General features: G+C 34.5%; 11 protein-coding genes and 1 CRISPR repeat array (1 of these 12 only partly in view). Of the genes, 8 read left to right on the top strand and 3 right to left on the bottom strand.

Features of this window, described 5'->3' with window-relative positions; translation table 11 throughout:
- Nucleotides 1-1,655: direct repeats of the CRISPR family, unit length 47 nt; unit sequence GTTGCGATTAATCACGAAGATAAAAAAAATTGAAAGCAATTCACAAC (it extends 4,167 nt beyond the left edge of the window).
- A gap of 344 nt (nucleotides 1,656-1,999) precedes the next feature.
- From GV828_RS00550 to GV828_RS00520, 7 genes are all read left to right on the top strand, one after another.
- Complete coding sequence (locus tag GV828_RS00550; protein WP_166535520.1) at nucleotides 2,000-2,914, top strand: RHS repeat-associated core domain-containing protein; 915 nt, start codon at nucleotides 2,000-2,002, stop codon at nucleotides 2,912-2,914.
- Between the two features lie 2 nt (nucleotides 2,915-2,916).
- Complete coding sequence (locus GV828_RS00545; protein ID WP_166535519.1) at nucleotides 2,917-3,336, top strand: hypothetical protein; 420 nt, start codon at nucleotides 2,917-2,919, stop codon at nucleotides 3,334-3,336.
- A 342-nt stretch (nucleotides 3,337-3,678) separates the two neighbouring features.
- On the top strand, nucleotides 3,679-4,533 hold the full coding sequence (locus GV828_RS00540) for an RHS repeat-associated core domain-containing protein (protein WP_166535518.1): 855 nt from the start codon (nucleotides 3,679-3,681) through the stop codon (nucleotides 4,531-4,533).
- Nucleotides 4,508-5,104 (top strand): hypothetical protein, encoded by a 597-nt coding sequence (locus tag GV828_RS00535; RefSeq protein ID WP_166535517.1) that lies wholly within the window; start codon nucleotides 4,508-4,510, stop codon nucleotides 5,102-5,104. The genes GV828_RS00540 and GV828_RS00535 overlap by 26 nt, the downstream gene beginning before the upstream one ends.
- Before the next feature lie 534 nt (nucleotides 5,105-5,638).
- Entirely contained in the window at nucleotides 5,639-6,460 is an 822-nt protein-coding gene (locus GV828_RS00530; protein ID WP_235935392.1) for an RHS repeat-associated core domain-containing protein, read from the top strand.
- The gene (locus tag GV828_RS00525) at nucleotides 6,460-6,783 is read left to right on the top strand and encodes a hypothetical protein (protein WP_166535515.1); all 324 of its coding nucleotides are present in this window, start codon (nucleotides 6,460-6,462) and stop codon (nucleotides 6,781-6,783) included. The genes GV828_RS00530 and GV828_RS00525 overlap by 1 nt, the downstream gene beginning before the upstream one ends.
- 618 nt (nucleotides 6,784-7,401) lie before the next feature.
- Nucleotides 7,402-8,199 (top strand): DUF2797 domain-containing protein, encoded by a 798-nt coding sequence (locus GV828_RS00520; protein WP_166535514.1) that lies wholly within the window; start codon nucleotides 7,402-7,404, stop codon nucleotides 8,197-8,199.
- Between the two features lie 35 nt (nucleotides 8,200-8,234).
- Here the strand turns inward: GV828_RS00520 and GV828_RS00515 are convergent, their stop codons facing one another.
- Both GV828_RS00515 and sppA read right to left on the bottom strand, forming a co-directional pair.
- A complete protein-coding gene (locus tag GV828_RS00515; RefSeq protein WP_166535513.1) occupies nucleotides 8,235-10,820 on the bottom strand; it encodes an AsmA-like C-terminal region-containing protein in 2,586 nt (861 codons plus the stop codon).
- Nucleotides 10,821-10,965: 145 nt separating this feature from the next.
- Complete coding sequence (gene sppA / locus GV828_RS00510) at nucleotides 10,966-12,726, bottom strand: signal peptide peptidase SppA (RefSeq protein ID WP_166535512.1); 1,761 nt, start codon at nucleotides 12,724-12,726, stop codon at nucleotides 10,966-10,968.
- A 128-nt stretch (nucleotides 12,727-12,854) separates the two neighbouring features.
- Between sppA and folK the strand changes: the two genes are divergently transcribed.
- A complete protein-coding gene (folK, locus tag GV828_RS00505) occupies nucleotides 12,855-13,988 on the top strand; it encodes a 2-amino-4-hydroxy-6-hydroxymethyldihydropteridine diphosphokinase (protein ID WP_166535511.1) in 1,134 nt (377 codons plus the stop codon).
- 71 nt (nucleotides 13,989-14,059) lie between these two features.
- Here folK and GV828_RS00500 read toward each other — a convergent pair whose 3' ends face one another.
- Nucleotides 14,060-14,590, bottom strand: coding sequence for an RNA methyltransferase (locus tag GV828_RS00500; RefSeq protein WP_166535510.1), 531 nt, complete (start codon nucleotides 14,588-14,590; stop codon nucleotides 14,060-14,062).
- Nucleotides 14,591-14,643 lie beyond the last annotated feature (53 nt).

Raw genomic sequence — 14,643 nt, 5'->3', positions numbered from 1 at the left:
AATCACGAAGATAAAAAAAATTGAAAGCAATTCACAACTAGGCTCGTCTAAGTAAACTATTGTTGCTAGTTGCGATTAATCACGAAGATAAAAAAAATTGAAAGCAATTCACAACGTTTACTACACAGCTTCTATTGTGGAAACTGTTGCGATTAATCACGAAGATAAAAAAAATTGAAAGCAATTCACAACAAGGGTTCTGCTGGTATTTGGCGGTCGTAAGTTGCGATTAATCACGAAGATAAAAAAAATTGAAAGCAATTCACAACTTATTCTTGTTCCTGCAAAAAATACAGACAGTTGCGATTAATCACGAAGATAAAAAAAATTGAAAGCAATTCACAACTTACAACCCAAACAATAGCAATATAATAAGGTTGCGATTAATCACGAAGATAAAAAAAATTGAAAGCAATTCACAACTTACTTATCGCTTTTCTTGCAATCTCATCTGTTGCGATTAATCACGAAGATAAAAAAAATTGAAAGCAATTCACAACCGAAATGGCAATTGATTTGGCTGTAAGTGGGTTGCGATTAATCACGAAGATAAAAAAAATTGAAAGCAATTCACAACCCGATTATCAAGAGCCTATTTGGAAATTTAGTTGCGATTAATCACGAAGATAAAAAAAATTGAAAGCAATTCACAACAAGTCAGAAAGTGGAGAATTCGGAAATATGGTTGCGATTAATCACGAAGATAAAAAAAATTGAAAGCAATTCACAACAGGTCTATTACTTTCACGAGTTGTTGTCAAGTTGCGATTAATCACGAAGATAAAAAAAATTGAAAGCAATTCACAACTCTAAACTAAATTGTTTAGATTGTGCTTCAGTTGCGATTAATCACGAAGATAAAAAAAATTGAAAGCAATTCACAACTGACCACTTCCAATCCTGTCGCCACCTAAAGTTGCGATTAATCACGAAGATAAAAAAAATTGAAAGCAATTCACAACTCTATTTGTGCCGTTTGTAAAGCAATATTAGTTGCGATTAATCACGAAGATAAAAAAAATTGAAAGCAATTCACAACTTTGCCTATTCCGGGACTACATAATACTTTGTTGCGATTAATCACGAAGATAAAAAAAATTGAAAGCAATTCACAACTTGAAAGTTAGAATCATATTTAAAATTTTGGTTGCGATTAATCACGAAGATAAAAAAAATTGAAAGCAATTCACAACCATTGGATTAACTCGCTCAAAATCGCTTTTGTTGCGATTAATCACGAAGATAAAAAAAATTGAAAGCAATTCACAACTACCTTGTAGTTCGTTCATTTTTTCAGAAAGTTGCGATTAATCACGAAGATAAAAAAAATTGAAAGCAATTCACAACTTAACAGATTTAGCAATGTTAGCAATCGTTGTTGCGATTAATCACGAAGATAAAAAAAATTGAAAGCAATTCACAACATATTTATTTCCCTCAATCACTTTAATTGGGTTGCGATTAATCACGAAGATAAAAAAAATTGAAAGCAATTCACAACACAAAAAACCAAGCAATAGAAAAACTTCGAGTTGCGATTAATCACGAAGATAAAAAAAATTGAAAGCAATTCACAACAGGTTGCGGCTTCTTACGGTTGCCGCTAACGTTGCGATTAATCACGAAGATAAAAAAAATTGAAAGCAATTCACAACAAAGGCGCTGCTTACAGTGGAGACGACAATGTTGCGATTAATCACGAAGATAAAAAAAATTGAAAACCCGATGGCGCGGACTGGAAAAACAACAACAACATTGATAACAGTAGGCTCTGTTTTAATAAATAAGAAATTGATTAACTAGTTTGAACTTAACACACCCCTAACCCCTCTCGAGAGGGGAATTTTGCGGAAGTATTTACCAAATGCAAAACATTCAACGACTCCAAATAAAAATATTATCAGGAGTTAATTTTTCTTAAATTTACCTTTTGGAGAAATCGGAGCATCGCGGAGATTCAACGAACACCGCTGAAAAATTAATACGTGTGAGCTAAACGATGGCGGAACAACATAGTTTTACCGAAGACTATGCCAACCCGTTTAAGTTTAATGGCAAGGAACTGGATGAAGAAACAGGGATGTACTACTACGGTGCTCGTTATTATGACCCGAAGATTAGTATATGGATGAGTGTGGATCCGTTGGCGGAGCAGTTTCCTGAGTGGAATCCTTATAATTATTGTATGCAGAATCCTGTGAAATATGTGGATCCTAATGGCAAGGCTCCCTTGGATATAATTTATGTTAATTCTGTTGGAAATGTATATAAAGTAGTTAAAGATGGAAGTTCAGCCATTACGATAAATGATGGTGGAAAAATTAAAAGTATTTCTGATTATCAGATTTCCAAAAATTCCAATTGGTTTGACAACAACAATAGAAATAGACAAGTTGTTGCTAGTATAGCATCTTATTATGGAAGTAAGCGGGGGATAAAAAATATCGGAGCAACTTATGAAATGTCTGGATTAGCCCATTATGATCCTAAAAACAAGAATATTTATATATCACCGTCGGAATCAAACGGTGGTTCATCAAAATTTTTTAATGATTTAAATAATTTGACAAACGTACTTGTTCACGAAAATAAGCACAGAAAAGATCATGCTGACGGAATAGAAACCAGTTATATAACGCACGCAGAAGTTTATCTTTTTCAGATGTCTGATTCTAGTTTTCAAAATACTACTCCTGATTTTGCTGAGAGCACAATGGAAAGTTTTGTAAATTATTTAAAGTCAGCAGATTATTATAAAGAGGCAGGATCTAATAATCTCATAGAAAGTTTTAATAAATTAAATATTAAAGGGGGATATCGCATGGAAAAAAGCTCTGGTAGCATTCACTTATACGATCCCAAAGGGAATGAAGTTTGGATTGAAATGACAGAAATTATGAAAGACCCACATTAAATATGAAAAATTTTAAGTTTACAATTTTTATCATAACATTAATTTTTAGTATTAGTAGTTGTGAAAACAAAACAGAACTAGAGAGAAGATTTATTACAGGCTGTTGGGTTTATCAGCCGCATAGAGCTTCTGGTCCTTATAGATTTCTCTCTTACATGCAGTTTTATGAAAATTACACCTATCGTACCTTCTATTGGGGAAGTAAAATGGAAACAGTAAAATTCGAAGGGAAAAAGGAAATTAAGGAGTGGTCTTATTCTGAAAAAGACAGTTTACTAGCCTTGTCTACGGTAGAATTTAAAGTTCTTGAAATAAAAAATGACTCCATTTCGTTACTGAGGCTGGATGATGGTACGAGACCGAGCTTATATAAACATCCGAACTGTGGATTGGCAGATTCTCTTAGTTTGAATAAAAACTAATTTGCCTGATGACAAAGATTTTTATCCATGCCCCTTGCTGGCGCGAGCGAAATGTCATTAAATTAGTAATTAAACAATTGATGTTTTGCTACTCCAATGGCCAAACTTGATAAATGCGTAATATTCTATGACTCCTGAGGGCGCGGATTTGTAATCCGTGCCAAATAAAAAAATAACACATTGATAACAGTAGGCTCTGTTTTAATAAATAGGAAATTGATTAACTAGTTTGAACTTAACACACCCCTAACCCCTCTTAAGAAGGGAATTTTGCGGAAGCAATTACCAAATGCAAAACATTCAGCGAACACCGCTGAAAAATTAATACGTGTGAGCTAAACGATGGCGGAACAACATAGTTTTACCGAAGACTATTCTAACCCATTTAAGTTTAATGGTAAGGAGCTGGATGAAGAAACGGGCATGTATTATTATGGTGCTCGTTATTATGACCCAAAGAGTAGTATATGGATGAGTGTGGACCCGTTGGCGGAGAAATATCCTAGTTGGAATCCTTATAATTATTGTATGCAGAATCCTGTGAATTTAGTGGATCCTGATGGAAGAGATGTGGTGCCATGGCATATAAGCAAAAGAAAGCATGCTACTAAAGGCTATCATGCTTACAGTTTTCTACAAGCTATGAAAGAATTCACCAAAACGTCCTATGGAGGAGGTTTTATTAAGGAATTCTTGAAAAAAGATCAAAGCATTTATGGTGTTGAGGCGCAAAAAAACGGCAAATTTTCGGACGCAATTCTTAATGTTTACGACGTAAAGATTAAAAATCTTCAGGAACAGACTGTATTCATGGGAGGTATTGGAGCGGAAGGCATAACCCGTTTTTCAATTAATAATGAAGGCAAACTGGTAGTGGATTTGTTTATAGATAGCCATACTAGTTACTCTGAACAAGTGGAAACTATTACGCATGAACTTGCGGTTCATGCAGAAAAAGTGGATTATATAACAAAAGTAATAGAACAATATGGGGTAGAAAAAGCTAAAGAATATTTTCGCTTGGGAAATATTACGGATAAAGATCATGAAGCTTTGAATAAAAATGATCAGTCGCATGAAGGCGTAAAACAATATAATAACGTAAGACGAGAATTATCATCAAATCCCGAAATTAAAAAGGCATTCGATCGAGCCGCTAAACATCGAGAAAATGAAAACAGTAAAATTAAAGATTGAAAAATTTTCATTTATTTTATTTTTTTGCCTTTTGTTAAACTGTCAAACAAAAGATTCACTAGTAATAGATGATTTAATAAATGTGAGCCAAAATAATGAAAATAAGATGGCTGTCAAGATATTATATTCACCAAACGAGATAGAGATTGTTGAGTCAGTGACACTAGATAAAAAGTATTCAGACACTACTCTTTTAAAGAAATATAATTCATCATTCAAGGAAAACACTAACGGACGCGAATTTAATACGATATTGATTTTAAGCGATACACTATACAGCAAAGAAGATTTTGCCAATAGAACAGACAACTTAATTGCTAAGGTGCACGAAGATTTTTACGTGAGTATTGAAGATGTCTATGGCACCTCTAATTATAGAAGAGTAATATTTTATGACAACCATTATAAAATCTATAGGATAGAAATAAGTTATGGGAATAAAAAGTATGTTTTTAAGAGCATAATCTTTAAAAAAAAGTTCAAAAATCTAAAATTTAAAAGAAATGATTTAAATTATCAAAGAAAAATGGATAGTATTAAATATCGGCAAAATTTTTGGATAACCCGATAGTCTTTGCTAGCGCGAGCGTAGCCTGCTGGCGCTAGCGTCCCGCTCGTGCTCTCAAACAAACTTAAAAGCCCTTAACTGGGCTTTTTTGCTTTCTGTTTTTTTACAAACCATTAAATTGATAACTTATTTTTTCTTTAACGAGTCAAAAGATTATAATTTTTTATTCGAACCCGATGGCGCAGATTTGTAATCCGTGCCAAATAAAAAAATAACAACATTGATAACAGTAGGCTCTGTTTTAAGAAATAACAAATTGATTAACTAGTTTGAATTTAACACACCCCTAGCCCCTCTCAAGAGGGGAATTTTGCGGAAGTAATTACCAAATGCGAAGCATTCATCGACTCCAAATAAAAATATTATCAGGAGTTAATTTTTCTTAAATTTACCTTTTGGAGAAATCGGAGCATCGCGGAGATTCAGCGAGCACCGCTGAAAAATTAATACGTGTGAGCTAAACGATGGCGGAACAACATAGTTTTACCGAAGACTATGCCAACCCATTTAAGGGTAAGGAGCTCGGAAGAAACAAGCATGTACTATTACGGTGCTCGCTATTATGACCCGAAGATTAGTATATGGATGAGTGTTGACCCGTTAGCCGAGAAGTTCCCATGTGTTTCTCCGTACGTTTATACGTTAAATAATCCAATCAATCTGATAGATCCTGATGGACGTGAACCAATAAAACCATATGTTGGTACTGCTGCTATGTTCAGAGCTCTGCTAAATAATAGTCCTCGAGGAGTTGGAAATTATACAGGATCGAAAGCGGGGAATTATTTGAGAAGTTTAGGTAATACTGAATTCAGTTGGGAGCAGATGAGACCGTTGCCAACACAGACGAGATATTTTAATAAGAAAGAAGGACGTTATATTTATACCGAAAAAGGAGGCTGGATGGATATGGCTCACTTTATGTTCTATGCAGGAAAGGCTTACGGATATAAGCAACAAAAACAGCAAGCACAAGAGCTAATGAATAGTGAGTCGTTTAAGTATATGAGACACGGACAAGAAACCATAATAAGACAAGCTACAATGGATCCTGTCGGAGAAGCAGTTCAAGATGGCTATCATCAAGAAATGAGTGATAAATTTGCAGCTAAACACTCCGCATATAGTTATGAAGATTTACCAAGTGATAAATACGGTGCAGACTTTGGAGCAAATTATTTTGATCCGAACAGTAACCTAACCTTTGGAGAACAATTGGAAAATTACTTAAATGGATTAGGAGCAACAGACCCTAAAAATGCACCTAATTATAATAATTTACCAACAACAGAGCCCACAGATAAGCCAACAAGAACAAATAACACAACAACACCTGTTTATACTAAAGACAACCCATAATGAAAGCAATTTATAAAAGAGTATTTTTGTTTTTTGTTCTAATATTGGTAATTGTAACCTTGGTAATTTTTTGGTTTAGAAACAAAGAAAATGACAGTTACAAAAATCAAGGAGAAGAACTTGTAAACAAGATAGAAATTTTTAGAAGTGAGCATAACAGATTGCCAAACACAGTAGAAGAATTAGGATTGGTAGAACCAATGAACGAGGGACCCTATTATGAGAAGAAAGATAGTTTAAGCTATATAGTCTATTTCAATATTGGTTTTGATAATACTAAAACATATTCTTCGGAAACCAAGAAATGGAAAGACGAACCATAATAACAACAAAGCCACCAATTTAGGTGGCTTTTGTTATTTTAAAAACGCTTGTAGTTTACCTTTAGCAAGGTATGCATCGAGTAGAGAGAATACACATTCTTTGTCTTTTTCTGTGAGCTGGTCAATCTCTTGAAATCTCTTCAACATAGTAGGGTCTTTTAAAAACTCGGCTTCTTTGGCTTCGCCAATCAAATAACCCGATGGCGCGGATTTGTAATCCGTGCCTGAAAAAAATAAAACTATATTGGCAACAGTAGGCTCTGTTTTAATAAATAAGAAATTGATTAACTAGTTTGAACTTAACACACCCCTAACTAGCCCCTCTCGAGAGGGGAATTTTGCGAAAGTATTTACCAAATGCAAAACATTTAACGACTTCAAAAAAAATATCATTGAGCGTTCATATTTCCTAAATTTACCTTTTGGAGAAATCGGAGTATCGCGGAGATTCAGCGAACACCGCTGAAAAATTAATACGTGTTTGCTAAACTTCGCTATTATTATTTCTTGAAATTACTATGACGTTTACGAATTTGGCTTAATTTTGATGTTTTACAAAAATAATGGGCTCGTTGACTTACTTTTTTAGTTTTCAAAGACCTTTAATCCATCAATCAAATGCAATACCAAGGCGTACTTTCAAAAATGGAAACTGAATTGGCCAATCCTATTCAGTATTTTCTTACGTTCGACAATAATTTTTTAAATGTCAATCAAGCTATCGGAAAATCGGTAGAGATTAATTTTTTAGGATACCAATGTTTGAATTGTGCCAAAAAAAAGAAAATTTTTCGCCAGGGATTTTGTTATGATTGTTTTTACAGCAGTCCTGCAGTTGGCGATTGGATCATGCGTCCGGAATTGAGTACCGCACATTTGGGTATTGCCGATAGAGATTTAGATTATGAAACCCGAGTGCAATTACAGCCTCACGTAGTGTATTTGGCACTTTCCAGCGATGTAAAAGTGGGGGTTACCAGAAAAACACAAGTTCCCACACGATGGATTGATCAAGGTGCTTGCGAAGCGGTTTCTGTGATAGAAGTTCCCAACCGTTATCTAGCCGGAATTACCGAAGTGGCGCTGAAAAATCATTTTGTGGACAAAACCAATTGGCGCAAAATGTTGCAAAATGAAGTGTTGACTTTAGATTTATTGGAAGAAAAATTAAAAATTGAAGCCTTTTTACCAGCGGAAGTTCTACCATATTTCAATACTGATTTACACGAACATTTGGTTTTAAATTACCCTGTTTTAGATTATCCGAAAAAAGTAACTGGTTTAAATTTAGATAAAACGCATTCATTCTCGGGAAAATTAATTGGAATTAAAGGGCAATATTTAATGTTTGAAGACGGTAGAGTTTTCAATATCCGAAGTTTTGAAGGGTACGTTGTAGGGATTAACATTGCATAAAAAAAGGCCGGATAGATTTCCGACCTTTCTGATGATTACTCTTTTTTCTTTTTGTTGAATAATCCTTTGATTCCTTCCCCAATTTTGGTTTTTACGTCTTCTTTCACAGTTGGCGTTTGCGTTTTGGTTGTGTCTTTCGGCTTGTTTCCGCCCAAAAGATTTCCTAATGCATCTTTCCCTTGGTTGACTAATTTGTCTTTTTGCGCCTGAATCAATTGCGTGGTTAACTTCGTTACAGCAGATTGAATATCAGTCGAAACTTTAGGGTTTTTAAAATTCCCCGATAGCATTGCCGTTACCGGAATATTCTCTAATTTATTGGCTTCTGCCGGAGTTAATTTTGCAATTAATTTATTGGCTTCGGTTCCTAAATATTTTGCCGGAACATCAAATTTTAAATTATAACTCATCGATTGGTCAAAACCATGTTGACCGCCAATATTCACTTTAATATCTTGGTATTTTAGGTCGAATGGTTTTACGTTTACTTTACCATTTTCAAAACTAAGATTGGCTTTTAAATCATTCAAATTTAATTTTTGCAAATCAATAAAATTCACCTTTTCATCCAACTTGTTCAGCACCACAGAATTTTTAGCATTGATGGTTGTTGAAAGGAATTGTCCCAGCAAATCACCGCTTAAAGTATTGAGATCCGGAGTCATTTCTTTCGCATCTAAATTCCCCGAAAGTTTAATGGTTGAATTTAATTTTCCGTTAATCACGTCGGCAATTGGTGCAATTTTTTTCAGCATGTCTAATTGCGTAAACGCTTGCGAAATGTCAACTGTATTTAATCCTAAATTCATGTTGAAAGTAGGTTTAGCGGTTTTAGTCGAAACATTTCCGGTTGCCGTAATCAACCCGTTAAAAATATTGGTTTTCAAACCCTGTAGCGAAACCGTTTCGTCTTTAATCATCACTTTTCCGGAAACATTTTTAAGGTTCAAATTGTCATAAACCACATTATTTGCCGTTGCATTCAAACTCACATTCAACAATTTCGGAACTTTCACCGCTTCTGTTGTGGTGGTTTTGTTATTCACGGTGGTTTCGGTTTTGGTCATAAAGTCCGATACTAAAAACTGATTGGATTTTGCCGTGAAATTTCCACGTAATTCCTGATTTTTAAACGTATAACCCAAGAAATTTTCTAACGTACCATTAATGGCTAAATCAGTTTTTCCGGTGGTCATGTTCAATTGTTGCAAATTAATTTTTTGGTTGTTAAATTGTGCCGAAGCTGTATTAATGGTGTACGTTTTTTTGTCTTCGTCCACATATTTAAAACCTGAAATCGTAGCATTTCCTGAAGCTAAAATTTTGTCGTAATTATTCGTTTCCACAGATTTCATATCGAATTTTGTAGCAATATCGGCTTTTAAAATTCCGGTTAAAGGCGTTTCCAATTTAATAGGATACGCTTTTGAAACATTCGCCAAATTGATGGTTCCGTTTAATTTAGCATCAACTAACGGATTTTCAACTACATTTCTGACATTTGCTTTAGCATTAAAAATATCCTGATCAATTTTAAACGAAAGTTTGTCCAAATTCACGTAAGTATCGTTCAAAGTTCCGGTTTCATTGATGATTTTGGTGTCGATGATAATATTTTCTACTTTTTTAGGCAAATCGGCATATTTGAAAGAAGCATTATTAGAAGCAATCGCCAAATTAAATTTCGGAATTGTTGTTTCAGAATAAATGCCTTTGGCAAAACCTTTTACCATAAAATCTCCAGTGGTTTCCACATTGGCAAGGTTTCCAGCATAAGTTTCAGGAATCACACCCAAAAAGTTTTTGAAAGAAGAAGTTGGCGTTTGAAACGTTAAATCGTATTCTTGACCGGTTTCTAATAATTTGATAAAACCATTAAAAGTAAGCGGTAATTGGTTGATCATCGCTTTATTTTCTTTAAAAGTGTAAATGCTTTGGTCTAAATCAATACCTAAAATCGCTTCTAAATCCAACTTGATTTTTTTCATATAGTTGGTTTTATCCATGTCGAGTGAAACGGTTGCTGTGGTTTTGGTGTCCAAATCTAATTTTGATTCGGCAAAATTTCCCGTTCCCGTGTGGTCCAAACTGTCAATTACCATTTTCACTTTTGAACGATCATCATAATATTTAAACCTGAAATTTTCCAGTTCATAATTCTGGATATTTAAGGCAAATGGTTTGCTTTCGCCATCTTCTTTTTTGTCTTTTTCATCTTTGATGGCAATGTCAAAATTCCCAAGTCCGTTTTTGTCAAACAAAATATTCACTTTTGAATTTTCGGCATAAAAAGACTCGATATTCATTGCTTCGCCATCACCTTTAAAAAGTTCTTTCACCGACATTTTTAAATTCAATTCTTCGGAATAAACCAAAGTATCTCCGGCAAATGGCGCTTTATTGATAATGCTTAATTTGTTAATGGTAACGTTGGCTTGCGGAAAACTTTTGAATAAACTTAAATCCACATCTTCCACGGCAATGGTGGCATCAACTTGTTCATTAATCGACTTTAAGACAAGTTGTTTTATTTTGTCTTTGAATAAAAAAGGAGTTACTGCTAGAGCTATGATGAGCAAGAGTAAAATAATTCCTGTGGCTTTTAAAATTTTTTTAAGCATGACGATATTTTTTTTGCGAAATTATACAACAAAAATTAAACCATACTATTTAAGGATGAAATAAATAGCTTTTTTTTTTGACTAAAAATAAAAAAAAACCGGAATGTTACTTCCGGTCCTTTCTTTAGATAATAAAACTAACCCACTAATTAATATTGATTTCAAATGGCATTAAAGCCTGAATTCCTTTTTGAGCACTCATGCGTCTGATTTGTTCAATCATGCGGTAGTTTTCTTCGCCAACTTCCTCTTTTATAAATTCTTCACGAGTTTGCATAAACGGCATTCCACCGAAGAAATCGCCAAAATTTTTCTCATATTCAGGGAAATTTTTGGTTTTATAATCTTTTAAATTGGCTTTTTTGGCAGCGGCGGCAATGGCTTGGTCTAAACCACCGAGTTTGTCCACCAAACCTATTTTTTGCGCATCAACACCAGTCCAAACACGACCTTGAGCAATGCTGTCCACTTGTGCAAACGTCATTTTTCTGCCGGTTGCCACACGTGTTACAAAAGTTTTGTAAATATTTTCTACACTTTCCTGAATCGTCATTTTTGTGGTTTCGTCAAGTGGCATAAAAACGCTGTAACCCGCTGCATTTTTGTGCGTATTGACTTGTTCGGTGTGAATCCCGATGTCGTTAGTAATTTTCGTCAAATTTGGTAAAGTTCCAAAAACCCCAATCGAACCCGTAATGGTGTTTGGTTCGGCAAAAATTTCGTTGGCATTACAAGCAATGTAATAACCTCCCGAAGCCGCCACATTCCCCATCGAAACGATAACCGGTTTGGTTTTTTTAGTAATTTCTATTTCTCTCCAAATTAATTCCGAAGTCAAAGCACTTCCTCCAGGACTGTCGATTCTCAACACAATGGCTTTGATTTTTTTATTGGTTCTGGCTTCTTCAATGGCGCGTCTCATCGAACCTTCGCCAATGATATTTACATCGCCTTCACCACCTAAAATGGTTCCTTGGGCATAAATTACGGCAATGGTATTTTCGGAAGATTTTTTACCCGAAGTTGCCGTTTTTTCGGCATAATCTAAAATGCTAACCGTGTTGTAATCTTTGTCTTTATCCACTTTCAAAGCTTTGCGGATTCCGTTGTGGTATTCGTCTTCGTAAGCAATTTTGTCAATCAATTTTTCAGATTTTGCCATTTCGGGAGTTCTTGCCAAAAGATTATCGGCAATTTCGTTTAAGCGTTCCACTGAAACATTTCTGCTTTTAGAAATGTCAGTCACCATCGAACCCCAAATAGAATTGAGCAAGGCCGAAATTTGTTCACGATTGGCATCACTCATTTCGTTGGCAAGGTAAGGTTCCACCGCACTTTTGTATTTTCCGTGGCGGATAACTTCCATTTTAATTCCGGTTTTTTCCTGAAAATCTTTGAAAAACATCACTTCAGACGAAAGCCCTTTAAAATCCATTTCACCCACAGGATTCAAATAAATCGTATCGGCAACAGAGTTTACGTAGTAATCTTTTTGCGAAATGACATTGGAATAAGCCACCACAAATTTCCCTGATTTTTTAAAGTCATTTAATTTATCACGCAAAGATTTACTTTGTGCAATTCCTAAAAAAGAATTGTTGTTCAAAATCGAAATTCCTTTGATTTTATCATCTTCTTTGGCCGCTTCAATCGCATTCAAAACGTCAATAAAACCGTCGTGGCGTTCTTCGTTTAAAAAGGTAAAATCTTCATATTTTACTTTTCCGCCATAATCATTCGTCACCATTGCCAAGTCTAATTCTATAACGGAATCATTTTTTACAATCACCTCTTTTGAATTACTATTTCCTGCTAAAGCTGCGAAAATAATCATCAAGAAAAACATCAAAAAGCAAAAAATAAAAAGCCCAAGAATGGTAGCCAATACATTTTTTAAAAAATTCATAGTTTCAATTATTTTTAGGATTAGTAGCATAGGTGTTAAAATTGTTACATGAAAGCGTAGAAAATTTGTTCCAATAATTCGCAAAAAGTACAAGGTGAAGTGAAATACTTTCTTTTAATTTGCAAACTATGAAACTCCAGCACAAAGTCATTTTATCCCTCGGAAGCAATTTAGGCGATCGCTTGTTAAACCTGCAAAATGCGGTCAATTTGTTACATGAAAAAGTGGCAACCGTGGTGAAAATTTCTAACGTTTACCAAAGTGAAGCCTGGGGTTTTGTAAGCGATGATTTCTTGAATTGTGTAATTTTATTGCATTCGCAAAAGGATTCCAAACAATTTTTACACGAAATTTTAGCCCTCGAAAAAGATTTAGGCAGAATTAGAACCGCCGATAAAAATTATCAGGCACGAGCGATTGATATTGATATTATAGCTTTTGACGATGAGATAATTACGGAAGAAGATTTGCATTTGCCACATATCGAAATGCAAAATAGGAAGTTTGTGCTTTTACCTTTGCAAGAAATCATGCCCGAATTTGAGCATCCAATTCTTAAAAAAAATGTACCCGAATTAATCCATATTTGTCCTGATAAAACGCGTTGCGAGTATTTCTCGACTTTAAATCATCCTTTGAAAGTTAATTTGAATAATATTAGTTACCTCGCCATTGAAGGAAATATTGGCGCGGGAAAAACTACTTTAACCCACAAAATTGCGGAGGATTTTAAGGCCAAACCAGTTTTAGAAGGTTTTGCGGATAATCCATTTTTACCGAAATTTTACAAAGACCAAGCCCGTTATGCGTTTCCGTTGGAAATGTCTTTTTTGGCAGATCGATACCAGCAATTGTCTCACGATTTATCGCAATATGATTTATTTTCCGACTTTATTGTGGCAGATTATCACATTTTTAAATCGCTTATTTTTTCAAAAGTAACTTTGGGAGACGACGAATATCGCCTATACAAAACGCTTTTTGATATTATTTACAAAGAAATGCGAAAACCGGATTTGTATGTTTACTTGTACCAAAATACCGAACGTTTACTAGAAAATATCAAAAAACGCGGCAGAAGTTACGAACAAGAAATTCCCGCAGATTATCTTGAAAAAATCAATCAAGGGTATTTGGATTATATTAAAACCCAAACTTCTTTAAACGTTTTGGTAATTGATGTTTCTAAAAAAGATTTTGTGTCGAACCAACAAGATTACCTTGATATTTTAGAGGAAATCCAACGTAAAATTTCGAACTAATTTATCGTAAACCATATAAGGCCTCTAAGTTTTTTACAATTTGCCCGACTGAAAACTCTAGTTTTTAAATTTTAATGTTGAAGTTTTTGAAACAGATCCCAAACCACAATCCCAGCACTAACGGAAATATTTAAGGAATGTTTGGTTCCCAATTGCGGAATTTCAATCGTCCCCTCGCATAAAGCAATGGCATCCTGAGCAACACCTTTCACCTCATTACCAAAAACCAAAGCATATTTTTTATCTTTTTCAGGCGAAAAATCATGCAACATAATGGAATTTTCTACTTGTTCAATGGCATAAACATTAATGTCTTCGGATTTTAAATTTTCAATTGCGGTCAAAACATTTTCTTGGTATTCCCAATTCACCGTTTCCGTGGCACCCAAAGCCGTTTTATGAATTTCCTTATTGGGTGGAACAGCCGTAATCCCACACAAAATAATTTTTTCAATCAAAAAAGCGTCAGCAGTTCTAAAAACCGAACCAATGTTGTGCAAACTTCTAATGTCGTCTAAAACAAGAATGATTGGCGTTTTTTCGGCTTGTTTAAAATCTGAAACGGATTTCCGGACTAATTCGCTGTTGGCAAGTTTTCTCATAAAATGCAGATGCTTTTGGGTTGATTTTATAATTTAGCAAAATTAATTTAAAA

The sequence above is a fragment of the Flavobacterium ichthyis genome (assembly GCF_009915155.1).
Taxonomy (GTDB): domain Bacteria; phylum Bacteroidota; class Bacteroidia; order Flavobacteriales; family Flavobacteriaceae; genus Flavobacterium; species Flavobacterium ichthyis.
The sequence above is the reverse complement of the archived record's forward strand: the minus strand, read 5'-3'. Positions and strand labels throughout refer to the sequence as shown.